The organism is Candidatus Kuenenia sp. (assembly GCF_027493735.1).
In the GTDB taxonomy this organism is placed as follows: domain Bacteria; phylum Planctomycetota; class Brocadiia; order Brocadiales; family Brocadiaceae; genus Kuenenia; species Kuenenia stuttgartiensis_A.
The window spans coordinates 55,257-80,017 of record NZ_JAOSKF010000001.1 but is presented as its reverse complement, the minus strand read 5'-3'; the positions used below and the strand labels follow the sequence as shown (position 1 = coordinate 80,017).

At 39.4% G+C, this 24,761-nt stretch carries 27 protein-coding genes and 1 pseudogene; 20 read left to right on the top strand and 8 right to left on the bottom strand.

Annotated features, from left to right (window positions below):
- Positions 1-15: 15 nt before the first annotated feature.
- The 10 genes from M5U24_RS00400 to M5U24_RS00355 all read left to right on the top strand — a co-directional run bounded on the left by M5U24_RS00400 (position 16) and on the right by M5U24_RS00355 (position 5,356).
- Positions 16-594, top strand: a complete 579-nt coding sequence (locus M5U24_RS00400; RefSeq protein ID WP_099326411.1) for a TIR domain-containing protein — start codon at positions 16-18, stop codon at positions 592-594.
- The gene (locus tag M5U24_RS00395) at positions 591-1,064 is read left to right on the top strand and encodes a hypothetical protein (RefSeq protein WP_099326412.1); all 474 of its coding nucleotides are present in this window, start codon (positions 591-593) and stop codon (positions 1,062-1,064) included. Before M5U24_RS00400 ends, M5U24_RS00395 begins: the two co-directional genes overlap by 4 nt.
- Before the next feature lie 12 nt (positions 1,065-1,076).
- Positions 1,077-1,511, top strand: coding sequence for a toll/interleukin-1 receptor domain-containing protein (locus M5U24_RS00390; protein WP_099326413.1), 435 nt, complete (start codon positions 1,077-1,079; stop codon positions 1,509-1,511).
- Complete coding sequence (locus M5U24_RS00385; protein ID WP_099326414.1) at positions 1,508-1,924, top strand: toll/interleukin-1 receptor domain-containing protein; 417 nt, start codon at positions 1,508-1,510, stop codon at positions 1,922-1,924. The genes M5U24_RS00390 and M5U24_RS00385 overlap by 4 nt, the downstream gene beginning before the upstream one ends.
- Before the next feature lie 27 nt (positions 1,925-1,951).
- Positions 1,952-2,908 carry a hypothetical protein gene (locus tag M5U24_RS00380; RefSeq protein ID WP_157820690.1) on the top strand — a complete coding sequence of 319 codons (957 nt, stop codon included), beginning with the start codon at positions 1,952-1,954 and terminating at the stop codon, positions 2,906-2,908.
- Positions 2,909-2,997: 89 nt separating this feature from the next.
- Positions 2,998-3,192: a hypothetical protein gene (locus tag M5U24_RS00375; protein WP_099326416.1), complete on the top strand. Its 195-nt coding sequence runs from the start codon at positions 2,998-3,000 to the stop codon at positions 3,190-3,192.
- A gap of 32 nt (positions 3,193-3,224) precedes the next feature.
- Positions 3,225-4,004, top strand: a complete 780-nt coding sequence (locus tag M5U24_RS00370) for a transposase (protein ID WP_099326417.1) — start codon at positions 3,225-3,227, stop codon at positions 4,002-4,004.
- 189 nt (positions 4,005-4,193) lie between these two features.
- Positions 4,194-4,493, top strand: coding sequence for a hypothetical protein (locus M5U24_RS00365; protein ID WP_099327104.1), 300 nt, complete (start codon positions 4,194-4,196; stop codon positions 4,491-4,493).
- A gap of 393 nt (positions 4,494-4,886) precedes the next feature.
- On the top strand, positions 4,887-5,054 hold the full coding sequence (locus M5U24_RS00360; RefSeq protein WP_197705240.1) for a hypothetical protein: 168 nt from the start codon (positions 4,887-4,889) through the stop codon (positions 5,052-5,054).
- Between the two features lie 17 nt (positions 5,055-5,071).
- Positions 5,072-5,356, top strand: coding sequence for a MazF family transcriptional regulator (locus tag M5U24_RS00355; protein WP_099326418.1), 285 nt, complete (start codon positions 5,072-5,074; stop codon positions 5,354-5,356).
- Positions 5,357-5,392: 36 nt separating this feature from the next.
- On the opposite strand, the gene M5U24_RS00350 is transcribed toward M5U24_RS00355, so the two are convergent.
- The 6 genes and pseudogenes from M5U24_RS00350 to M5U24_RS00325 form a co-directional block, all read right to left on the bottom strand.
- Positions 5,393-6,430, bottom strand: coding sequence for an IS630 family transposase (locus M5U24_RS00350; protein ID WP_099326419.1), 1,038 nt, complete (start codon positions 6,428-6,430; stop codon positions 5,393-5,395).
- Between the two features lie 203 nt (positions 6,431-6,633).
- Positions 6,634-6,780 (bottom strand): hypothetical protein, encoded by a 147-nt coding sequence (locus M5U24_RS00345; protein ID WP_298201281.1) that lies wholly within the window; start codon positions 6,778-6,780, stop codon positions 6,634-6,636.
- Positions 6,756-8,822, bottom strand: a complete 2,067-nt coding sequence (gene rnr, locus M5U24_RS00340; RefSeq protein WP_298201279.1) for a ribonuclease R — start codon at positions 8,820-8,822, stop codon at positions 6,756-6,758. Before rnr ends, M5U24_RS00345 begins: the two co-directional genes overlap by 25 nt.
- A 340-nt stretch (positions 8,823-9,162) precedes the next feature.
- On the bottom strand, positions 9,163-10,107 hold the full coding sequence (locus M5U24_RS00335; RefSeq protein WP_099326421.1) for an HD domain-containing protein: 945 nt from the start codon (positions 10,105-10,107) through the stop codon (positions 9,163-9,165).
- 187 nt (positions 10,108-10,294) lie between these two features.
- Positions 10,295-11,666 (bottom strand): annotated as a pseudogene (locus M5U24_RS00330) (IS66-like element ISCku7 family transposase).
- Entirely contained in the window at positions 11,653-12,534 is an 882-nt protein-coding gene (locus tag M5U24_RS00325; protein WP_099325006.1) for a Druantia anti-phage system protein DruA, read from the bottom strand. Before M5U24_RS00325 ends, M5U24_RS00330 begins: the two are co-directional and overlap by 14 nt.
- Before the next feature lie 239 nt (positions 12,535-12,773).
- Between M5U24_RS00325 and M5U24_RS00320 the strand changes: the two genes are divergently transcribed.
- Together M5U24_RS00320 and M5U24_RS00315 are read left to right on the top strand one after the other, a co-directional pair.
- Entirely contained in the window at positions 12,774-12,902 is a 129-nt protein-coding gene (locus M5U24_RS00320; protein WP_261345340.1) for a hypothetical protein, read from the top strand.
- Between the two features lie 337 nt (positions 12,903-13,239).
- On the top strand, positions 13,240-13,401 hold the full coding sequence (locus tag M5U24_RS00315) for a hypothetical protein (protein WP_157820691.1): 162 nt from the start codon (positions 13,240-13,242) through the stop codon (positions 13,399-13,401).
- Between the two features lie 187 nt (positions 13,402-13,588).
- Here the strand turns inward: M5U24_RS00315 and M5U24_RS00310 are convergent, their stop codons facing one another.
- Both M5U24_RS00310 and M5U24_RS00305 read right to left on the bottom strand, forming a co-directional pair.
- Positions 13,589-14,890 carry a multiheme c-type cytochrome gene (locus M5U24_RS00310; RefSeq protein WP_099326423.1) on the bottom strand — a complete coding sequence of 434 codons (1,302 nt, stop codon included), beginning with the start codon at positions 14,888-14,890 and terminating at the stop codon, positions 13,589-13,591.
- 40 nt (positions 14,891-14,930) lie between these two features.
- The gene (locus M5U24_RS00305) at positions 14,931-15,725 is read right to left on the bottom strand and encodes a cyclase family protein (RefSeq protein WP_099326424.1); all 795 of its coding nucleotides are present in this window, start codon (positions 15,723-15,725) and stop codon (positions 14,931-14,933) included.
- A 344-nt stretch (positions 15,726-16,069) separates the two neighbouring features.
- Here M5U24_RS00305 and M5U24_RS00300 point away from each other — a divergent pair, with 344 nt between their 5' ends.
- From M5U24_RS00300 to glgC, 8 genes are all read left to right on the top strand, one after another.
- Positions 16,070-17,098 carry a DUF1573 domain-containing protein gene (locus M5U24_RS00300; RefSeq protein WP_099326425.1) on the top strand — a complete coding sequence of 343 codons (1,029 nt, stop codon included), beginning with the start codon at positions 16,070-16,072 and terminating at the stop codon, positions 17,096-17,098.
- A 146-nt stretch (positions 17,099-17,244) separates the two neighbouring features.
- The gene (locus tag M5U24_RS00295) at positions 17,245-18,606 is read left to right on the top strand and encodes a multiheme c-type cytochrome (protein ID WP_099326426.1); all 1,362 of its coding nucleotides are present in this window, start codon (positions 17,245-17,247) and stop codon (positions 18,604-18,606) included.
- Between the two features lie 49 nt (positions 18,607-18,655).
- Positions 18,656-19,354 (top strand): DUF4931 domain-containing protein, encoded by a 699-nt coding sequence (locus M5U24_RS00290; RefSeq protein WP_298201276.1) that lies wholly within the window; start codon positions 18,656-18,658, stop codon positions 19,352-19,354.
- 10 nt (positions 19,355-19,364) lie between these two features.
- Positions 19,365-19,688, top strand: a complete 324-nt coding sequence (locus M5U24_RS00285; RefSeq protein ID WP_298201274.1) for a hypothetical protein — start codon at positions 19,365-19,367, stop codon at positions 19,686-19,688.
- A complete protein-coding gene (gene glgA / locus M5U24_RS00280; RefSeq protein ID WP_157820692.1) occupies positions 19,685-21,148 on the top strand; it encodes a glycogen synthase GlgA in 1,464 nt (487 codons plus the stop codon). Before M5U24_RS00285 ends, glgA begins: the two co-directional genes overlap by 4 nt.
- A gap of 267 nt (positions 21,149-21,415) precedes the next feature.
- Positions 21,416-23,125 carry an ATP-binding protein gene (locus tag M5U24_RS00275; protein ID WP_099326429.1) on the top strand — a complete coding sequence of 570 codons (1,710 nt, stop codon included), beginning with the start codon at positions 21,416-21,418 and terminating at the stop codon, positions 23,123-23,125.
- A 23-nt stretch (positions 23,126-23,148) separates the two neighbouring features.
- Positions 23,149-23,532: a response regulator gene (locus M5U24_RS00270; RefSeq protein ID WP_099326430.1), complete on the top strand. Its 384-nt coding sequence runs from the start codon at positions 23,149-23,151 to the stop codon at positions 23,530-23,532.
- Positions 23,516-24,748, top strand: a complete 1,233-nt coding sequence (glgC, locus tag M5U24_RS00265; protein ID WP_099326431.1) for a glucose-1-phosphate adenylyltransferase — start codon at positions 23,516-23,518, stop codon at positions 24,746-24,748. The genes M5U24_RS00270 and glgC overlap by 17 nt, the downstream gene beginning before the upstream one ends.
- Positions 24,749-24,761: the final 13 nt, after the last annotated feature.

Genomic DNA, 24,761 nt, shown 5'->3' with positions numbered 1-24,761 from the left:
GGAAAGGTTCGCTAAATGCAAAATTACGGCATATTATCTGGTCTACGCATCCCACCTAAGCATAAGGTTTTTATAAGTTATCACCATGCCAATGATCAATGGGATAGGGATCGATTCGAAAATTTATTTAGTAATTATTATAGCGTTTTTATTTCAAAATCTGTCCAAATAGGTGAAATTAGCGCATTCCTAAAAACAGATACCATTCGACAAAAAATCCGGGATGAATACCTCAGAGACAGCACGGTTACAGTAGTACTCATTGGTAAAGAAACATGGAAAAGAAAGAATGTTGACTGGGAAATTGGTGCGAGTCTAAGGCACACAATTTTAAATTCAAGATCTGGATTACTGGGAATTTTTTTGCCAGATCATCCTGATTTTGGTCGGGATAAATATATACCTTACATAACCCCTCCTCGCCTTCATTATTGCGCCAAATGCGGTTATGCTACACTTCATGATTGGTCTGATGACCCAGCGATAGTTTCACAATGGATAGAAGGAGCGTTTAACCGCCGTTTTAAGGTTGATCCAGATAATTCATTTCCCTCTTTCATTAATAACAAATCGGGAGAAAGGTGGTCAGAATGAAATGGAAAGAATGGCTTGAAAATTGGAGTATGACAACCCTTAAAATAAATCCACCTTTTCTGGAAATGGAGTGGAAGCCTAAAGATGAGGACAAAGATGCAGCTTGGGAGCTATATATTGAGCTTCTAACACGCATTACCACACAACCACTCCCCAAAGAACATGGCGATGAATCTACAGCACTTGATTCTATTCATTCCATATTCAACCTTACCAGAGAAGTTATCAAAAGGCGTGGTCGTCTCTGTATTGAATTTACTAAAATTGCGATTGTGATTCTTAACCAAAAAATTAGACCATTCACTGCAAAATGGCACAAACTGATGATAGACAAAGCTTTTGAGAATCCTACGAAATGCGCGGAGTTTAGGAAAGAACTAGAGGAGCTTCAAAAAATTTTACTAATATACACGAAAATGCTTGCAGATATGTCAGGGGTAGAGGATTTGACAGAACTTGAGAAACAATAAATAAAACCCAAAATGTCCAGTAATCAAAATAATTCAAGGTTTGTTTTTATTAGTCACAGTAGCCTCGATACTTGGATAGCGAAACAGATAGCTAAGGAGGTCGAACTATGTGGTGCAATTCCATTCTTAGATGAAGCAAATGTGAATATTGGAGACGAGTTTGAAGATAAAATATTGGAATTTTTGGATAAATCGCACTATTTGATAGTTTTATTTACCCCTTGGGCCTTAGAACGACCTTATGTATGGGCAGAGATAGGTGCTGCATGGAGCAATCGAATCCCAATAATAGTTGTTTTACATGGTATCACTTCATCTGAACTTCAAAAACGCCCTGGAATCCCTGTATTTATTAAAAAACGAGACATAATTGAACTGAACGAAATCGATAAATTCTTTTTGCAATTAAAAAACAAAATACAAGAGTTTCAATCTGGTGTGCAATGAATAAAAAAGTATTTATATCCTATTCAAGGGAAGATACCTCCGAAATAAGAGCTTTAGTTGACAATTTGAGTCAAATTAACCTTGATATTTGGTCAGATCAAAATATTTCTGCAGGTGATAACTGGGCTAACTTAATTGAAGAGAATCTTAGAAAAAGTGAAATTGTACTTTTGTTCATATCTCCACGAGCACTGGCAAGTGAGTGGGTGATGATGGAGTTTGGTGCTGCTGTCGCTTTAAAGAAAAAAATCATTCCTGTGGTTCTTAAAGATACTCATATTCCCTCCTTCTTGTCAGAGCATAAATATATCAGGGCGAATAGTATTAATGAAGCTGCTGAAAAAATCAAAGAAACATTATGCAAAATAGCAGAACAAGACGCTTCAGCGGACGAGAAAAAGTCGCGCCGCTGAGCTTTTTGTTAGGTATATATAGTAAACATGGATAAATCAATTAGAAAAAATGAGATATGCGTTGTTGGATTACCACGCTGTGACTTCGTGTTTTCTTCAACTCGTAGTTGTTTCATAGCGTATGGCTTTGATACTAGTACACTGGAAATGAATATCCTAAAAAGCCTACTAGAAGAGCGCGGCCTCATTGCTGAAGAAGCAGGTGGTACACTTGCTCCTGGTCAAAGTGCATTTTGCGCAAAAATTTGCTCGAAAATTATTACATCTCAATTCTGTGTAGTTTTATTAAATCATGACTTAAGAAATGGCGTTGAGACTCCAAATGCAAACGTAAATATGGAATATGGGCTAATGCTAGGATTTAATAAATATGTAATCCCTTTTCAACGTGAGGGCCAGCATCTTCCCTTTAATGTCGCTGGCCTAGATACCGTAAAATACACAAATCAAAACTTTCGAGATAAAGCGATTATTGCATTAGAACAGGCAATCTCTGAAACGACACAGGAGTCAGTGCCACGGGACAATTCTGATCAAATAATCCAATTGTTTTTAATGGAGAGAGGATTACTAGTTTCTGCGATAGATAGCGAAGGCGATAGAAACTTGTATCGCTTGGGTGATTCACTTGGATTTAACCTGCTCAATACATTCTCAGGTAACGAGTACGTATACTTTGGCAGATTTACTTCTCTTAGGCCAGAATCTGTCGTATGGCGATTAAGAAAACTTAATTCAGTAGTATCAGGCCGACGCAGCTCACTTCCTGGTAGAGTCGCGCAGGGTCTTATTACACAAGAACTACTACCTTTTGTAGATCGATTGTTCGAGACAATGAGTATTATGGTCATAGTAACAAGTGATGCTGATAAAACAGTAATTACTGAACAACTACAAAGACAACCACTTGATTACTCTGTGGAGCTACTTACCGTCACGGAAATATTTAATGAGGTTAAAAGTGCAATACCAACTAATGCCTAACAAGGCACTCCAGCCGACGCTAAAAAGCAGCGCGGCTGAGTTTGATCGTTAGTATCAGTAACTATCAATAAAGTACCAGGAGATTAAAGATGTTAAATACATTGTGGGGTGTTGTCAAAAAAGAAAAAATTGAGCTTCTGGAAAAGGCAAATATCCCTGAAGGGACAAGGGTTTTGGTAACTGTGTTGGAGATGGCAACGGGGTCGGACCATGATAAGTTATCGCTGCACAAAGAGATAACCTTTAAAGGGGTGACATTTTTATCCTTAAATACCTATTTTTAGTACAGAAAAGAGTTGTTTAAGTAATTTTTGTTATGGCACGTGCAAATAGACATTATATCCCAAATTATGTTTGGCATATTACTCATAGATGCCATAAGAAAGAATTTCTTTTGAAATTTCTGAAAGATCGTAAGCGTTGGGTGTACTGGCTGTTTGTAGCTAAAAAGAGATTTGGATTAAGGATATTAAACTATACTGTCACATCAAATCATATTCATCTATTGGTTATTGACAATGGTCGTGAGGTTATTCCGAAGAGTATCCAATTGGTAGCGGGGAGAACTGCACAGGAGTATAATCAAGGAAAAAAGCGTAAGGGTGCATTTTGGGAAGACAGATATCACGCAACGGCAATAGAAACTGACATACATTTGATAAGATATATGATGTATATTGATTTGAATATGGTCAGGGCTGGTGTTGTAAAGCATCCGTGTGAATGGGCAATGAGTGGATATGATGAGATACAAAACCCACCGGATAGATACGCCTTAATAGACATAAAAGGCTTGATTGAATTATGTGGGTTATCCAACAAGGAACAACTGAGGCATGAATATAAACAATGGGTAGAAGCTGCCATTAATGATAATGGCCTCAGGAGAGAGTTCTGTTGGACAGCAAGTATCGCAGTAGGGAGTAGGCGATTTGTAGAAGATACGAAGGTTAAGTTATGTTTAAAAGCACATGGACGCAAGGTAGAGGAGGGTAACGATAAGTTTGTACTTAAAGAACCGATTGTTCCTTACAATGCTCATTTAAGTGCCAAAAAAGATCTTCTAAGGCATGAAAATATGTATTGTTGGGGGTGAAACATAGTCAACGCAACAGGTTAGCTTGGTCCGACCCGATCCAACAAAGAGACATAAGCGATGGTGTTTGAAGTGTTTATCAATATAGTACTTGCCATATCAAAGGCGTGTTATATGTACAATAAATCTGTATTCCGCATATTATGCGGATCAATCTAATCAATGTTAGCACTTAAAAGAAGAAAACAGATGAAACCAGAAAAAAACGATATACCTATAAAGGTCAAAATATCTGGCAGGCAATTAGAAGAACTCCAGAAATATACAGTCGATATGTGTGAAGCATTTGGTCTGGATAGAAGAATTGAAAATTACAAAGGTACTAGACCAATATCCTTTTACAGTTGGGATTTAGATTGTATCCTAGATGTACTTTCTATGGCCCTTAATGATAAAAAAGAATATCCAGATAGAGAAGATGAAGGCTACATCAAGCTGCACGAATTATATGTTCAGTTGAAAACTGCATATAAAGAAACATACGGGTAATTTACAGGGTGTGGCTTGTCGGCGGCACTGGGATAAAGCCAATAGAATCCAAACATTATTGGTATCAATGAAATACAACCGCCAAGCCACGGCCTTATTTTGATGGGTCGGCTTAGCTCAACATATTTTGTAAATCAAACATTAATTGCAGCAGAAAGTAAGTGCAAGAAAAGTAAAGGCAAGGCAAGGCAAGGCTCGTGGGTATAATAAACAACGCAGGTAATTCAGTGCTAACCAGCGCATTCAGCCGACCAGCTACCCTTTTGCGGTTTTCTAGTTTTGTGGCTTCGTTCACCATCATCATGCAGGCCAACTTATGCGCTTCTAATCTGCTGTCGGCTGATGCTGTGCGTTAGTATCAGTAACTATCAATAAAGTACCAGGAGATTAAAGATGTTAAATACATTGTGGGGTGTTGTCAAAAAAGAAAAAATTGAGCTTCTGGGAAAGGCAAATATCCCTGAAGGGACAAGGGTTTTGGTAACTGTGTTGCCTGACGATACTGGATTTACAGTTCTGGTTGAAAACAAGCCAAATCTCTTTGGATGCGATTTGGAATAACTCAGAGGATGATGTGTATGCAGAATTACTCAAAGAATGATGTAGTTTTAGTCCGTTATCCCTTTGCAGATTTGTCAAGCTCAACGGTCAGACCTGCGGTTGTTATCAGTACGCCACATATCTCTGGTGACATTTTTGTTGTGCCACTGACCAGTAAAACAGCTTCTCTTTTGCCGGGTGAGTTTATACTGACAGACTGGAATAGTGCGGGGCTTAATGTGATCACGACGGTTAAGCGTGGAATTTACACTGCAAACAGGGAATATGGGGACACTTCCCATATTTCTTGTTTGATCTGGTAGGAGAATAAGGGAAGTGTTCCTATATAGTCAAACAAATCAGGTTTTCGAAATTTGCTCGCCAATAATTTGAAAATTTTCAGTTAAAAGAGTAGACAATTCATCTGTATACTCGTTAATATTTTTGAAAAAACTTAAACATTTGTTTTTAAACTTCTCATAAGTATCATAATACTTGTTATACAATATTTCTTTGCGAAAGAATTTCCATAATCTTTCAATGAGATTTAAATTGGGTGAATAGGAAGGGAGAAATTTGATCTTTATTCTCGAATTTGCAAGGTATTCTTTGACCAACTTAGAACTGTAATATTTAGCATTATCAGAGATTATGTAAATAGTACCGGCTTGAGCATACCTTGACTCTATTTCATGGAAAAGCTTTATTGTTGATTGAGCATTGATGCTTTCATCTTCCCGGATTGTTACTTCAAAGGTTTCTATGTCAATAGCACCGTTTAAATTTATTCTTTTCCTACCGGTATTAGAGGGTATTTCCTTCTTTTTGCCTTTCTCTATCCAGCAATATGCAGACGTAGAATTGTGCTGTGGATGAACTCCATCCATAAAAAGTATCTTATCTCCGGGGGCTTTCTCTTCTTTGAGTTGTTTGTATTTTTCGATAAATTCTTTTTGTTTTTCAGGGTTTGCTTTGCCTGGAACTATTGTAGTTTTCTTGTAAGTAAAGCCTAATCTATCGAGGGTATGTACCATTCCTTCGGGTGTATAGATTTTATTGAATGTCTGTTTTACATATTCAACAATTTCTTTTGCCGCGCTATAGTTGTTTTTCCTGATATGATCTTTTAATTGTTCTTCTTGTTCGCAGGTGAGTTTTGGCACACAGCCAATATAATTGTCAGATAAAAGCCCGTCAAAACCTTTATCTTTGTATAGTTTTTCGTAATTCCTGATTGTTTGATCGTCTAACAAGAGCGCTTCTGCTACTTCTTCATAACTCCATCCTGAATCAAGAAGAAGTATAGCTTTGATTCGGTCGGCATGACGTCTATGAGGCTCTTTCTTATGTGCTTTTTTAAATTCTATTCGGGTTTTTTCACTGAGAAATGGATTCATGCAGAATTTAATACTCTAGAAACAATTCAAATGCAAGAAAAAAACAGGTTCTTCTAAAAATAAATGCTTTTTACTATATTTCCCTGACTGGGTTATGCATCGTATTTCGCGTTTCGGATTTCAACATTAAATATTTTGCCAAAAAGCACGCACTGACGAATGGAAGTGTGCAGAAAAATTACTGATAAGGTACTGCAGGGTTATTACTCAGGGTCATCTTCCGGGATATTTCGTGTTTTCCCGCGGTGGGGCTTTTCATTTCTGTTCTCATAGGGGATAAAATCCACCTCTCGTTTTAAAAGATCTATTTTGTATATTTTTACTTTTACCACGTCTCCGATTCGAAACATTTTTTTCCGTCTGGTGCTACAAGCGCCATATGTTTTTTGCTTATCTGATAGATATCATCTTCCAGGGTACGGATATGTACAAGACCTTCCAGGAGATATTCGCTTAATTGCACAAAGAAGCCGTATTCCTGCACTCCGGTGATAATGCCCTCAAAATTATCTCCCACACGGGTTTCAAAAAAGCGCAGCAATTTCAGTTTGGTGATTTCCCGCTCTGCTTCTTCCGCCCTGCGTTCCGTAACGGAGCAATGCCCTGCCCATTCTGGCAAACAGTTTTCCCATATTTTTTGCACGACAGGTGACCGCAATTCTCCTGAAAAATGCTGATCCAAAACCCTGTGGATAATGAGGTCGGGATAGCGGCGGATAGGGGATGTGAAATGAGCGTAATGTTCAAGGGCAAGGGCAAAATGCCCGCTCTCCGTTGCCGAATACACTGCCTGTTTCATCGATTTCAGCAAGACAAGGTTTATCATATGCGCCTCAGGTTTTCCGCTTATTTCCTTCAAAAATGCTTGTAATTGATGTATTTTAAAAGGGTCCACTCTGGTGTTTTCAAGCCCGCGGACAAAATCAGCGAATTCGAGCATATCTTCTTCGTCAGGCTCCGGATGCACCCTGCTTATCAGCGGCAATTTGTTTTTATGCATAAATGTCGCCACCATTTCATTTGCCAGGAGCATACACTCCTCAACAAGCCGGTGTGATACATCCCTTTCTTCCTTTTCAACATGTTCAATATTTCCCTGTTCGTCCAGTTTCAGGGATACTTCAGGCAGGTCAAGCTCTATTGCCCCCCGGTTCATTTTGTTCTTAAAAAGTATTTGTGCCAGTTGCGCCAGTTCTACCAAAACATTCTTTACCATCTCCGGTATATTCCCCGCCGATTCATTATTAATAATTGCCGTTGCCTGTTTATAGGTTAAGCGTTTTGTAGCGTTGATGACTGAATGTTTAACAGTGCTTTTGAGGATATGTCCCTCAGGGTCAATCGTTACGAGAACGCTTTTGGTCAGACGGTCTTCCCCTTCCATGAGACTGCAAAGATTATTCGATAATGCCTCCGGCAGCATGGGAATGACTTTCCCTGGCAAATATACGCTCGTACCGCGGAGTCGTGCTTCTTTATCAATGGCAGAGTCCTGTTTTACATAATAGGAAACATCGGCGATATGCACCCCCAATTGCCAATTACCCCTATCGTCCTTTTCAAGGGACAGCGCATCATCAAAATCCTTGGCGTCATCCGGGTCTATTGTGATAATGAGCTTTTTCCGTAAATCAAGCCGTGTTTGGATTTCCTCCTGAGGTATTTCCTGAGAGATGCTTTCCGCTTCATTCAATACATTTTTATGAAATGCCCGCGGCAGTTTGAATTGATATATTATGGAATGGAGGTCTACTTTCGGGTCGCCTTCTTTTCCTAATATTTCCGTTATCTCGCCTTCCGGATTCAGGTGTCTTGACGGCCATTGCACTATTTTAACCACTACCTTATCATCCGGTGTAGCGTCTTTTGCATCGCCTTCTGTTACATAAACATCTCTGAACAGGCGTGCGTTGTCCGGTACGACGTATCGTAACCGTTTGGACTTTTTAAAGGTACCCACAACTAAAGGATTGGCGCGTTTTAACACGTTGACAATCTGTCCGGAACCGCCCCCCTTTTGTTTGCCTCTTTTTGGTATTTGTTCTAAATCCGGCAGGCGAACAACGACGGTATCTCCGTGCATGGCAGAATGCATGTTTTCTTCGTTTACAAAGATATCCTTCCCCTCGCCTTTTTTCGCCGGCACTACAAAGCCAAACCCCCTTGAATTGCAATCCATCGTTCCCACCAACAGATTTACCGTTTTGGGATTGGCGTATTGTTTTCGTTTTATCTTGACGATTTCACCCTGGAATTCGAGATCCTGCAATAATTTGCAGAAAGCCCGGTATTCCTGGTCGTTGATCTCAAAATGTTCCGCCAGCTCGGCGGCAGTCATTGGAGTGTATTTTTTGCTGTGGACAAATTGTATAATTGATACAGGTTCTATCATAGGTACTTTATTAACAATAAAATTATTTTAATGAAAAAGGGAAATACATGTACGGATATTGAAAAGGTTATAGAGGGGATGTCTTTAATATAGGAGTAATGGACATAGAAGAATTTAATATGCCTGTAATTGTCATTTTCGCCAAAGGGAGAAATTCTAAGATTTCTCCCTTTGCACAGTCTTCAGTCTTCAGTCTTCAGTTTTCAATCCTCAATCTGCAATTTGCCTACTGCCTACTGCCTACTGCCTACTGCCCACTGCCCACTGCCTACTATCGACTGCCGAGTGTTACGGTATAATGGCAAATTCCAAATTCCAAATCCCTAAGTTCCATGAGCCTTCATTTTTTATAAAGTCTCCGCTCAAACATCCTCACATAATCCGTCCAGGCACTGCTGTCATCTTTATGATTACTGATGGCTTTTAAAGCGCCTTGCATTTTTGCGTCCAGATTATCAAGATAGTGCAGTGCTATTGCCTCAGGTGTGCCAGGTTTTACTGGGGAACCCCATTCATACTCGCCGTGATGACTCAATATGAGATGCAAAAGGACGTTAAGATGTTCTCCCGGAAATCCTTCAATCTTTGAAGCCTTCTCATTCACCATAAGGACGCCTGATATGAGGTGACCCGTAAGCAAGCCTTCATCGGTATATTGAAAGCTTCTCTCGTAAGATAATTCTCTAATCTTACCAATATCATGAAGAATCGCACCGGTAATTAACAGGTCCTTTTTGACCACAGGATAAAAACCGGAAAAATTGACTGCCAGTTTTGTAACTGAAAGGACATGTTCCAGCAAGCCGCCCAAAAAGGCGTGGTGATTTTGTGTTGCGGCCGGTGCAGCACAAAATGCCGTAACAAATGACTTATCCGTAAAAAAGGAGATGAGCAGTTTTGAAAGATAGGGGTCTTTAACGGACCTGATAATTTCTTTCAATTCAGCCAGCATTTCCGGGACATTTTTTTCAGTGCTTTGTACAAACTCATCCATTTGCACTTCTGATTCAGAAACAGGGGTAATTTCCAAAAGTTTGATTTGCAGAGAATTATTAAAGGTTTCTACCGTACCTTTGATTCTTATAAATCCGTCACTATTGAAACTATTATAAAGCGATGTGCTTGCATCCCATTTTTTTGCGTCAATACATCCGGATTTGTCTGCCAGTTGCAGATTGAGATATGGTTTTTTGTCTTTAGTCTCCCGAATCTCCTTTTTGAGAACAAGGAAAACGCCCTCTACCTGATTGCCACTCTTTAGATTTGCTATATATTGTCTGGACATTATTTAAGCAGGATTTTTTGGAAAGGTAATTTATGCAGAAATTGTAAGAGAGTAATTGTGTAAAGTCAAGAAATATAACGGAATACGCCGCATTTCTTTACAATAGACACAGTGCTCTATGCCAGTTAAAGGTGGAATTACAGATTACACAATAAGAATTTTCGTAACACTTTAGTTCTTTGAAAAATTAACAAGCGATATTATAAGTTAAGCCGGAAGTGGTTTTTGTTAAAAGAGCTTTTTGGCGTATGCCAGAAGGTTTTCCACGGGGTTGTCTCCTTGCAATTCTGCAGAGCGAAGCAACGTCATAAGGATAGCCTGGGTATTGGCGCCCTGAACAGAACGATTCTGTTGTGATACCTTTCGGGTCAATACTGGCTTTCGCATCTGTTGCTCGGCATGATTATTATAGGGACTCACACCTTCATGTTCCAGGAACGTAAAGAGTTCCTGTTTATGGCGCTTCAGGCGTTTGGTCAATCTTTGTACGTCTTTATCCTGACAAGGCGTTGCCAAAAACTGTTCAAGCCTGCGATACAATCTTTTTTTTAGCCGAAGAAAGCATACCAGGCTTATCTGGTTCTTTTTCTCTGATAACCGGATGGCATCCTTGAGCAACCGGGAGAGTTTTTTCCGGAAAGCTTTCCATGCGGCAGAATGGTTGTGGGCATCTACTTTCACGAGTTCCGTGAACAGATGATAGAAACACCGCTGCTTTGCCAGTGCGCTTATCTTGTTGTAAGCGCCCAGAAAGTCACAGATCAGGATACCACCAAATAGAATGCCCAAGAGTTTTTTTATGACAGGAGACCCCCGACTTGGTGTTATGAGATAGTAGCAGAGTTTTTGTGTTGTAAAACACCATAGCCAATGGGTTTTTCCATTCAACCTCCATCCGGTTTCATCTGCATATAAGACAGCGCTTGCGGAGACTTTTTGGCCAATCTCGTTATACTGTGGCTCCAGGAGTGTTGCAAGGGATTTCCATGCCTGGGTTAGACCGCCGGCGCTTATTTGAAGGTTGAAAAATACGGAAAGCATCTTTACGATGTTGTTTACACTGATACCGATTAAGTAGTGAAGCCATGCGGTAAAGACAACAAGGCGCAATCCTAGTCGGGCGCGCCATGCAACGCATCTGTGACCTTGGGTTGAACTATCTTTTTGCAACAAGCACACCAGTAACCATGAACTGTATGTTCCGTCACAACAGGGTCAAGGCGTGGAATATCTTCGATGTATCGCTTATAAGTTCTTACCGGTTTTTGTAATGGCTGGTGGCAATCAGGGCAACTCTCCATGGAATGCGTTTGATAGGCAGTTACTGTTTCAGGTCGTTTCCGGCAAACTCCCTTATGTCCCTTTTTCCTGCCACAAGGCCGTTTTCTCTTTTTCTTTGTGGGCTTTAGATAGGGCGGTATCGAACCGGAAGGGGTAGTCGGACCCGGTTTATCGCAAAGCCGGTCATATTTTTCTGCTTTCTCCGCCAGTATCAGGATGGCTTGAATCGCATCCTCTCTGTCCATCTCCAAAATAGCTATGGCTTCATCCCTGGTCACAGTCAAGAAACCTCCGAAAGTTTTTTTGAAGAGGGTAGAGGTAGAGATCCTTAGGTTGGCCATGATACAGATAGCGATTGCCCCGTTTTGCGCTCCCTTTGGTTTTGCCAGCACGAATCCAATTGGCCGCCTGATAGCAGGTACCCTTAAACCGCGCGGTATCAACAAAGGTTTCGGCTAAATAAACGGGATGGCCGTAAACGGTATTCCAGTCATCTGACAGACGTCTGAGGGCAAGTGACAATACCTTGGATGCAAGGTGTTTGATCTTAACCCATGGTAGAATGAGAAATCGTACGTTATTTGCAATCAAATGTAAGTGTGTACGTTTAGTCGTCTCATCCCATTCAATGAAACGATCACGGTCTTTGACTTTCCATGCGGCGCTTGCCCACCCCAGGCAGGCAACAACCTGATTGCCTATACGTACGATGTGTCTGAGGTGTTCGCCAACAAGCCGGGGATTGCCGAGGTAGTGATAGTGTTGGAAGAGATACTCCCAGAGATATCTTTCCTGAGGGTCTTTTACCACATGGATTGTCAGGTTTTCATACTCTGTGATTTTACCTTCTAGTGGTCTCCTGACGAAAAGGGGTGTCTGGACAAAGACCTTGGGTTTCAGATTGTTTTTGGCCCGTATACGTGGAGGAAGCGTTATCAATCCCTGTTCTTCTAATCTCAAAAGGAGGTCTCGTGCTGCGTATTCTTTATGTTTGCCATTGGGCTGCACCCAGTTCCAATGCTTGCATAGTTCGCAGGAAATATAAGTCCGACCTCTGAGAAAATGCTGCTCGATGAGCGCCTTTATAAAGGCGATATCGTCCGCATGCAGTTTTCGTGAACGGTATTGGAATATGATAGGCTTCATAAACTGTTTCCCTTTATTGAAGCCTTTTATACCACAAAGGAAAAACAGACGCCAGCTTTTTTTACCTTTTTTCGCTATTAATTTTTCAAAGAACTAAAGTGTTACGAATTTTCTCATCTGTGTTAATCTGGTACGCCAAGGAGTGTTTATATATCAGTTGGTGCAAATCCAACCCGTCAATTGGCCGTTCGGGCATCAGTGAAAGAGGCAGAAAGCCTCACGGGAGGGTGTAAACAGCGATGAATACGTTCGAGTTTCCTGTAGCGAGCCGTCAGACCGTAGCGCAAGTGAACAAACACGCAGGCCTCGTTACGCTAAAAATACGAAAGATGATCCTCCCGGATTGGTCGAAATCTGCAATTGCATAAGCAGAAATGCTGCGTCTCAGTTTATTTGGTACAAAATCTCACATTATTTGAATTTAGAATTTTTTATTTGTTGTAAACGTCACCCCACCTTTAAAAAATGCATTTAATGATAAATTTATAACTATTCTAATTCAAACACTTTAGAGAAGAATTTTGTGTAGAGGCGCACAGCCGTGCGCCTCTATACAAATTAAATGTTAATTATAATTTCAAATTATTTTGTCATTAGAATCTGCTTCGGATTTCGTAATTTTATCATAGTACATAATTCATGGCATGCTGATTGCTCAAAAGAAAGGCCGTATTAATTATTTTTTTACAATTGTTTGGAGGAATTATGATGGGAAAGCATAAAAAGATTTTTTCAGAATATTATAACGATAATGACAGAGAAGAACTTTATGATACCCTGGATGCCTTACATGTTCTTATGGAAGGAGACAGGGAATTTAGATATGGCGACCTTCTCTCAGAGATGGATCAAATAAACAAGCATTAACGTAGGGGCTAAGCATGTATAAGTTTGGGTATGAACGCATTTGTGACAATTTATAGCAAATGCCTCATCCCTACATCGGGTTATATCGCAAGGTATAATAATTGGACATTACAATGACTTGTTTTGTGAGAAAATACGATACAACGTATTTTGAAACGCAGGTTTTGCATTATTGCGGATACACTCACTACCTGAGCTTGATCTTCATTTTTCGATTAATTTCCGCTTCCTGCCGTAGATTATTTGCCTCATTTTTTAACGCTCGTAAATCATTTAACATTTCCGGCCAACAATGAGAATACGCATAATTTACATTCATATGATGAAGCGCTTTTCCGGCAATAGCCGCATGGCGTTTTGTCAGACGTATAAAAATACCTTCCGCCTTTGAAACAGTGCTGTGCAAGGGGTATTCTCCTGTAAAATATGCATGCTCAGGATAACTGCTATTTAGCGGTATTGTCAATTCAGGTAAGAGTAGTTTCTCCCTGTCAAGCGCCAACACTAACCCTTCTGCCTCTTTTACTACCGTATTAAATACCTTTTGCGCATTTTTTGCGCTCACCAGCGCATCTTTTGAAAAAGCTGGGGAGTGGCATTTATTGCATAGCACCAACATATCATTTTTCTCTTTCCATGAATCTTCTTTATTGAAGCCTTTCTCTTCTTCTTTCTCTGAATAGGGTGATTTACCGCCCATTTTGCCGGATAGTCTGAAGCGTGTATCATGTGTGCCGTCAGGCATATGGCACGTTACACAAACGGGTGATGATAAGTAAGCGGATTTGGAATAGCCCTCTTTTGCAGATCGAATAGCGGAACTCACCAAACCATGCTTAGAATTCATATAGATTTCATACTGCGGATGATCAGAACCGGTGTGGCAGACGCCACAAACAGCGGGAGATTTTATGTGAGACTGGCCGGTTACATGCTGTGTATGGCATGAATTGCATTTAAATTGTATAGTATGACATGATTCGCAGGAAGTTAAAAGATTGTCTGACGAGAATGGAACATTTTTTTGGAAATCAACCACTGAATCCCAACTGGATGAGTGGCTGCTTTGCATGAACTCATTGTATTGTTTCATGTGACAGCGTCCACAAATCTGTGGAGATACCATACGTTGAACGCCTTTGTCAGAACAACTGGTTTCTTTTTTTTGAAATGACTCTTTTTCTGTTTTGTCAAATTCAGGAGAAACAGCGTGACAGTCCTTGCAGCCGACATTCATTACGGCGTGTTTGTTAGTTTGCCATTCGACATTCAGATGATGAGCAACGTTGGATTTTTTATGACATGAGATGCAGTGTAACGACTCTTCCACGGCAACGTTTTTTTCTTCTTTTGGTTTAACCACTTCAAGGGTTGGAACATTTGTATGTTCATTCTGTGTGGCACAGCCCGGAAAGAAGAGCAAACAGGAAATAACAATGAGGGATGTTTGCAAATACATAAAAGTTTTAACAGGGATTGGAGCAGACATTTTTATTCTCCTTACAAATCATTTCGTAAAAATATGAAGATTATTCAGACAACAATGCCCACATCCGGCATTGTCCTCCCGAACCTCCCTCTATTTTAATCGGTGCGAGGATAAGTATGATGCCTTTTGGCGGCAATTTGTCGAGGTTTGCTACATTTTCAAGTATGTACTTGCCTGCGCCATTTATTATATGATGCACCTGAAAGTCTGAACACATGCCGCAATCTCCGCTTAAGGTATCAATGCCAATGCCCTTTATTTCTCTTTGCTGTATTAAAAAAAGCGCCGCTTCTTTAGAATAGCCGGGGAAATGCATCCTGTTGCAGTTGTCCATATTTTTGTATTGTTCATTATTATCCCATCGCTTGCTCCATCCGGTATAAAGCAAAACAATGGCCCCATGAGGAATTGTGCCGTGTTCTTTTTCCCAGTGCAGTATATCTTCGGCAGACAGTGTGTAATCCTGGTTTCTTTTTACCTTTTCCTGTATGTTAATCACAATAGCGGGGCCGACTAATTGTTCGAATGGTATTTGGTCTACGGAAGATTGATTTGGCTCAAAATGATTTGGTGCGTCAATATGTGTGCCTAAATGTTCCGGTGTGCTGTATTTTCCCGAAAAGACCTTGTCTTTTCTTAATGAAGCGATTACTTCATATTTGAATGGTTCATATGCCCCTACAGGCCAGTGCGCATTTTTTTCGTTTAGTGGATAAGTTAAATCGATAATTGATGCCTTGCCGTCCATCACCTTCTCCAGAATCCCTGCGGATATGTCTGATGTAATGCAGGACAATGCAATGCAGGTAAAAAGGGGTATGAAAACCATTTTCATAACAAACTTCCTTCCATGGATTAATGAAAATAAAAGCAGGGGGCGAAGCATTAGCTATAAATTGGCATAAATGCGTTCGTGCCCAAACTGGCAAATGCTTCGCCCCTACTTTTTCAAAAAACTAAATTGTTACGAGAAAATTTGCACTATAATTCAATCAAAGACAAAAGTGTAGCATATCTTATCGATTCATACCGGCGGAGTTCAATAATTATCTTTTTTTATTTATTTTAAGGTGTATATGTATTTAAATAACAAACAGTAACTGTGGTTTTTATGAAAAAGGTATAATTCCCGGCAGATAATTTGTTATTTTTGAGTACTGGTTTTAGAGGATACTAATTATGCGTAAAATGGCAATGTATGGTTTTGTATTATTATTGGCGCTTGTTGTGGGAAATGCTATTGATGGAATTGCAGATGATAAGATACAGGGTGATGGCAGATTAAAAAATGCTGAAAGCATTGCTCCGGCTATACAATTTGATGCATATACCCATGATTTTGGGAAGATTTATAGTGGTGAAAAAGTTATCCATAAATTTAAATTCAAAAATCATGGCGACGGTGAATTGATAATCGATAAGGTGAAATCTGCATGCGGTTGTACGGCGGCATTAAGTACAAAGAAAAATATCAAAAAAAATGAAGAGGGAGAAATCGAGGTAAAATTCAATTCCGGCAAGTACGTTGGTAAAATAGCAAAATCAATATTTGTGCATTCAAATGACCCCGTTAATCCAAAGGTTAAATTGGTCATTGAAATGAATATAATTGAAGAAGTAAGCGTTACTCCTAAGCGAATTAATTTTGGCGTCATCAGAATGGGTAGTCCTTGTTCAGTAAATCTCGAAATAAAAACATTACCCGGTTCAAGGATAAAAATATTGAATGTTGAAACAAATTTTCCCTATATAAAACTAAAGGATAAAGAGAAAAGTGGAGATGTTTGGAATTATGAGGTTGCGTTAAGAGGTGTTGAAGAGCTTGGAAAGTTTAACGGTTTTATTTTTGTTCATACAAATAGCGAAAAGAAACCAAAGATTGATATCCCTTTTAACGGCGAGGTGATAGGTGATATTACGTATTACCCGAATAAACTGTCCTTTGGAACAGTCAGGAAAAACCGGGAAGTTAAAAAAACGGTTATTGTTACCTTAGTGGATAAAAGTGTAGAAATTGAAAAAATAGAAATAGAGCCTGCATTTATGACATATAATATTTCTCCGCTGAATGATGATAGCCGGGTAATCAGTGTGCATATGAATCAGGGAGATTTTACCGGAACGGTAAACGGCAGTTTGTTGATCTATTCGAATAGCTCTCTTCAGCCTGAGATTTGTATCCCTATTTCGGCGACAATAAATGATTGAAGTGGTAAATAATTCTTACGGTAGTTTCTCAATAAGTTTTGGTAGGGGTTGTCAAAAAAATAAAAACTGCTCCCGTTTCCAATTAAGCTCCGGTTTCGGATAGAAAAAAGAATGTGTAACACTGTTACAAATGTTACAATATTTTTATGAAAAAATATTATAACGCCATATTTCTCCTTGTTTTCATTTCTCTGATCGCAAAAACCGGCAGTTCTTCCGATAGATTCGTTTTAATATTTTTCGGTGAAGAGCAAGGCGCCCTTGCCCCCTGCGGTTGTTTTGAGGGTCAATTGGGCGGTATCTCGCGAAGGGATACGCTTTTAAAGGATTACGAAACACAAGGCATTTCTGCGATAGCGGTAAGTACGGGCGATCTTATTAAGAGTCCTGAACGCCAGGAAGAGATTAAAATGGAATATTTGCTTGCTGCAATGAAAGAGATGGGGTGTATATTACACAATCTTGGCGAGAAAGATTTTGAAATTGGCCTGCAGGCTCTGAGTTTTGCTTCGCAAACAAATACGATAGACTTTCTTTGCGGCAATATTGAAATAAATTCGCCGTTCCCTTTAAAGTATAAAAAATACCTGTTAAAAGAATTGCCAGGATTCAACATTCCGTTAAAAATCGCATTTTTAAGCATTATTTCAGAGTCGCTGATCAAAGGGCATTTATTGGATTTTATAAGGGTATATGATCCTGTTCAATCATTAACGCCGGTAATAAACCAGATAAAAGGGAAAGCAGATCTTATCGTGCTTATATCGCACGCACCCATGGAGGAATCTGTTGAAATTGCCGAAACATTCCCGGAAATTGGATTAGTAATTACCGGACATGGTATCGAAGACCCAATAGAATCGTTAATGTATGTAAATAATACCCCTCTTCTCTCACATGGAACAAGGGGGAGATACGTAGCGGTTGCTGACTATGTTGTGAAAAGCGGCTCGATACGAAATACATCCGTTGATATAGTTCCCTTAGACGACAAATATGCTGCATCTGAAAAAATGCAGGTATTGCTGAAGCAATATCAGCAAACGTTAAAGGAGGAGGATTTGTTGAGCAACCTCCCGAAATTACCGTTGGAAGATGGAAATTTCTATATTGGGAGTTTGGCTTGCGGAACATGTCACAAGAAAATTCATGCCCATTGGAGTAATACAAGTCATCAAAAAGCATACACTACATTGTCCGATAGCGGACAACAGTATGATCCCGAATGTATACGTTGTCATACGGTTGGATTTGGATACGTCTCTGGTTTTGCAAATTATGATACAAACCGGAATCTTGCGCATGTCGGGTGCGAAAGTTGTCACGGAGCAGGCGGCAATCACATAAAAAATATCACTGATTCATATGGCAAGGTAAACGAAAATCGTTGCCTTGAATGTCACAATTTCGACCATAGTCCAAAATTTCAATACCCAAAATACTGGGAAAAAATTAAACATCCCAAAGAGATTCCTGAGGGCATGCCTGAAAATACACACGGCGGTTGACTAATGACTAACTTCATAATAATTTTGCGAATAACGGGAATTGATAATTATGCCAGACCTTAGAAAAGACCCTGTATCCGGTCGTTGGGTTATTATTGCGACGGAACGGGCTATGCGGCCTAACGATTTTAAGATAGAACCGCATGCCCCATTAAGTGCAGATGTGTTTTGTCCGTTTTGTGAAGGCAATGAAGACAAGACTCCTCCTGAAATTATGGCATATAGGGAAAAAGGCAGCTATGCAAATAAAAAAGGGTGGAGGGTGAGGGTTGTGCCGAATAAATTCCCGGCATTAAAAATTGAGGGGGGATTGAACAAACAAGGTGTGGGAATATACGATACCATGAGTGGCGTAGGCGCTCACGAAGTGATTATTGAAAGTCCCTTGCACATTACATCATTAACGGAAATGTCTATCTGGCAGGTGGAAGAAATATTGTGGACGTACAGGGACAGGATGATTGATTTAAAAAAGGACAAACGTTTCATTTACGGATTGTTGTTTAAAAATGTGGGAAGAGCCGCAGGCGCCTCTCTGGAGCACTCGCATTCCCAGTTAATTGTCACTCCGATTGTGCCTATTACGGTTATCCATGAAATGGAAGGATCGGAGGTATTCTACAAATACAGGGGACGTTGTTTATTTTGTGATATGGTCAGACAGGAATTAGCAACAGACGCCAGAATTGTAATGGAAGGAAAAAAATTTTATAGCCTTTACGCCTTATGCCTCCCGTTTCCCCTTTGAGATTTGGATTTTGTCAAAAACGCATGCGTCTCATTTTGAAAACATACAAAAACTTGAGGTTGAGGAATTAGCAAAGATATTACAGAAAACAATATTAAAGCTGGAGGCATGTTTAACATATCCTCCTTATAATTATATTATTCACACAACGCCTTTTACCTATGGAGAAATAGAATACTATCACTGGCATATAGAGATTATTCCACGCCTGACAAACATCGCCGGATTTGAGTGGGGCAGTGGTTTTTATATTAATACGGTTACGCCTGAGACTGCCGCTGAATTTCTCAGGAATGCTAACATCCAAAACAACAATGAGGATATGAAATTGTGAATGTAGTATATTTATCATCTGAGGTCCTTCCCTTTGCAAAATCAGGAGGGCTGGCTGATATCTCGAGTGTAATACCAAAGAATTTAAATAAATTGGGCATCAACGTTATTGTAATAATGCCATTTTATAATATGGTGAAAGAATGTAATTGCACTATAGATAAGACAGATATCACCTTTACGGTAAACATCGGAGACGATGCAAAAACCTGCTGTGTATATAAAAGTTGTCTGCCCGGCACAGATATTCCGATATATTTTTTACACAACGAACACTATTTCGGGAGAAATGGCCTGTATAACTATCCTGGTACCATGCGCAATTATGAAGATAATTGCGAACGTTTTATCTTCTTTGCCCGAAGCGCCCTGGAATTAATGCTGCGTTTAAAACCTTGTCCGGATATTATCCATTGCAACGATTGGCAGACCGGGCTTATTCCTGTTTATTTAAAGACGATATACGGGAATAACGAATGTTTTAAAAAGACACGGACGATAATGACCATTCACAACCTTGCGTTTCAGGGATTATTTCCGGCTGATTGTATGAAATATACGGGGTTAGACTGGGGTCTTTTTCACCCGGCTTATTTAGAGTTCTATGGAATGATAAATTTTCTCAAAGCAGGCATTATCTTTAGTGATAGTATTACCACCGTAAGCGAGACATATGCAGAGGAGATACAGACGCAGGAATTTGGAGAACGTCTGGATGGTGTATTGAGAACGAGGTCAAAGGATATCTATGGCATTCTTAATGGAATAGATTATTCATTATGGAATCCTGAAAGTGATGCGCTTATAGCGGCTAATTATTCGTACAAAGATCTTTCAGGCAAGCATGTCTGTAAAAAGGCCCTGCAAAGAAAGCTGGGACTGCCGGAAAAGGCTGTTCCCATAATTGCAATGATTACACGCCTGACGGATCAAAAGGGTCTGGATTTAGTAATGAATATTTTTAATAAATTGCTTAGATTGGATATACAATTCGTTTTATTAGGTTCCGGAGAATCTGTCTATCAGGATTTTTTTAAACAGTACGCTAAAATTGTCCCTGCAAAGGTTTCAGCAAATATCTCGTTTAATGAGCCACTGGCGCATGAAATTGAAGCCGGGGCAGATATTTTTTTAATGCCGTCGCGCTATGAACCGTGCGGGTTAAATCAATTATATAGCATAAAATATGGAACGGTACCGATTGTAAGACATACCGGAGGTCTTGCGGACACGATTTTTGACGTTCGTCACGAAAAAGTTTATAAAGAAAAAGCAAACGGGTTTTCATTTAAAGAATATAATGCAGATTTATTGTATGCAACAATTATACGGGCGCTTGATTTCTATAAAAATCGTTCAGAGTGGACGAAACTTATGAGAAACGGAATGAAACAGAACTGGCTATGGGAGGAAAGTGCGCGAAAGTATATCTCTCTTTATGAAAAAATTTTGAGAAATTAATCTTATTTCCCCTGTAATTGCTATTTTGCCGGGCGGGATGAGAAAATGCAATTTCCCTGTTAAGTATACTTAGCAGTACTAACTTAACGTTTAGGAATTGCAATATTTATTTTTATTTAAGCAATGAACAAACCCACCCCTAACCCCTTCCAACAGGGAACTTGTCAAATTCCCCTCTCGGGAGGGGATTGAGGGGTGGGTAAAAAATGAACGCCGTTGGGTTTTGTCTTTTGGAAACCCAACTTAACTTAACCTTTGGCCAGATAAATGTTGCCGGATACTATAAAATTAAAACTGGAAGATATTATAAATAATATTTCAGATTCGGGAGTTGCCGGATTGGCATTGCTTGATCACGATCTTAATGTTGCATGGGCGAACCGCTCACTTTCTTCTATTTTAAAATTGAATTATGATCCGGTTGGAAAATCATGCCGTGAGATATTTGACTGTGAATGCAAAGATAAGAATAATTGCACAATACTCAAGGCTCTTTCCAGCGGCAGAAAACAGTACAGCGAGGTTCAGTTAAGCGCTGATAAAGATACAAGAAAATACCTGCAAAATGTATCGGTACCAATTAAAGATGAAAAGGGAAGCATAACACATTTATTAAAAATTACTACTGATATTACGTTAAAAGAAGAGAAGATTCATCAATATGATTTATTGAGAAAATTAGCTGAATTAATGCAGGGAACGCTTCAAATTGACCGGCTTCTTCATTTGATTCTGACGTGTGTGACGGCGGGAACTGCGCTGGGGTTTAACCGTGCAAGGCTTTTTGTTGTGGACCATGACCGCAACATTGTTTTCGGCAAGATGGCGGTAGGTCCGTCAGATGTTGCCGAAGCGAATAAGATATGGAATGAAATAGCACATAAATACAAAATGCTGGAGGATTTAATAAAGGCGTCGGAAGATAATTATCAATATGATTCCCCCTTGCACATGATTACCCGGCTGATGGCATATTCGCTGGATGACGAAAATGAGGTTATTGTTTCATGCATCAGAAAAAAGAAGGTTATCGTGGAAAAAAATGCATTTAACAATCCCAATATCAACAAGAATTTTGTAAATATGATTGGTTCAAACGAATTTGTCTGTGTTCCTTTGATTGTAAGAGATAAAGCGATTGGGGCTATTTGCGCAGATAATATATACAGCAAAAAACCAATAACAGATGAAATGGTAATGCTTTTATCCACATTTGCGAATCATGCAGCGCTGGCGATTGAAAACGCGGATGCGTACAAGAAATTAGAGAAAAAAATTATTCAACTGAAAGACGCACAGGAACGGCTGGTACGTTCTGAAAAGCTTGCGGTTATCGGTAACATGGCGGGTTATATTGCCCATGAAATACGAAATCCTCTGGTGACTATCGGAGGATTTGCCAGATCAATAGCCCGGGAAACAGCGGATAATAAAACAATAAAGAATAGCGCAGAAATTATTATTGATGAGGTAAGCAGGTTAGAAAAAATTCTTGCAGTCGTAATGGATTTTAGCAAAGTCGCTAAACCTGCTAAGGTGAAAACGCAGGTAAATGAAATAGTTGACAATACAATATCACTCATGGAATCATATTTTAAAAATATCGGCATAGATGTAGTAAAAAAATACGAATCAATGATACCGGATATTGTGGTTGATCAGGACCAGATACGGCAGGTATTTTTAAATATCTTTAAAAATGCCGCTGAATCGATGCAAAATGGAGGAAAACTGATTGTCGGAACAACGAAAGAGGATGAATATGTGAGAATAGATATTACTGATACAGGAGTGGGTATGGACGCGGACACTATAGAAAATATTTTTACTCCATTTTATACTAAAAAAAGGGAAGGGACCGGTATTGGTTTGGCGGTATCGCAGAAAATTGTAGATGATCATGAAGGCTTTATAAAAGTAAAAAGCGAATTAAATCAAGGCGCTACATTTTCCATTTTTCTGCCGCTAAAGAAATAATTATATATTGAAGGGAGTTTAAAATGGATACTATATTATTGGTAGAAGATGATAAAAATCAGATTTTGTTATATGAACAGGAACTAGCAATAGAAGGTTATAAAGTTGTTACGGCTACAAATGGGATAGAGGCTATTGAGAACGCGCGGCATTTTAAACCGGACTTAGTGGTAATGGACATAAATATGCCCATGATGGACGGCATTGAGTCTATGTGCAGGATTTTGAGTGAACATAAAAACATTCCTATAATCATTAATACGGCGTATAGCAACTATCAGAACAATTTCATGTCATGGTCGGCTGATGCATACATTGTTAAATCATCTGATCTAAAAGAATTAAAAGACAAGATTAAAGAATTGCTTAATAAAAGGAAGAAAAACGACAATGATAAAACCGTTTGATCATACATTGTATAGAAAAGTCCTTGTAATGCTGCTTGCAGGGGGCAAAGGGGAAAGGTTGTATCCGTTGACAAGAGACAGGGCAAAGCCCGCAGTCCCTTTCGGCGGGATTTACCGCATTATAGATTTCACCTTAAGTAATTGCATTAATTCAGGATTAAGAAAAATATGCGTTTTAACACAGTATAAGTCTTATTCATTAGACAGGCATTTACGGGTAGGTTGGAATATTTTCAATACCGAGCTGGATGAATTTATTGAAAATATCCCTCCTCAAAAGAGAACCAACGAAATGTGGTATCTGGGAACTGCCGATGCGGTATATCAGAATATATATGTTCTGGAAAGTGAACGCCCTGAGATGGTATTGGTTTTAGCAGGCGATCATATATACAAAATGGACTATGCTGAACTGATAAATTACCATATCACAAATGAAGCGGATCTGACGGTTCCCTGTATTGAGGTGCCGTTGGAAGATGCTACTCGGTTTGGCGTAGTAGCCATAGATAATGATTCCCGTATCATTGATTTTGATGAAAAACCTTCGAATCCCAAACCACTTCCCACAAATCAAAATGTCGCCCTTGTTTCCATGGGCATATATTTGTTCAATACCGAGGTGCTTGTAAGGCGCATAATAGAGAATGCAAAAAATGACACTAACAGAGATTTTGGGAAAAATATTATTCCAACTATGATTCAAAAAGACCGGGTGCTTTCATTTGTTTTTAATGGCAATGAGCATAACACGTCTAACTATTGGAGAGATATTGGCACTTTAGATGCATATTGGGAGGCGAATATTGATCTGGTTAAAAAAAACCCCGACTTTGATCTTTTTGATAATAGGTGGCCTATCCGAACATATAATAAGCAATATCCTCCCGCAAAATATATATTCGAAAATGAGAAAAACGGAATGATAAAAGATGCATTGATATCAAATGGATGCCTGATCAATGACGCCAGCATCGTGAAATCCATTATATCTCCCTGCGTTACAATCGGAGCTCAATCATCAGTGATAGGTTCCATTATAATGGAAGGTGTAAGAATCGGGGAAAACGTTAAGATTAAAAATGCAATCATTGATAAACATGTAACAATACCGGATGGGATGAAAATGGGATATGATTTGCAGGATGATGGAAAACAATTTACGGTAACCGAAAAAGGCATCGTTGTTGCGCACAAGGAAATGCATCTGATATGAAACATCCATGCCG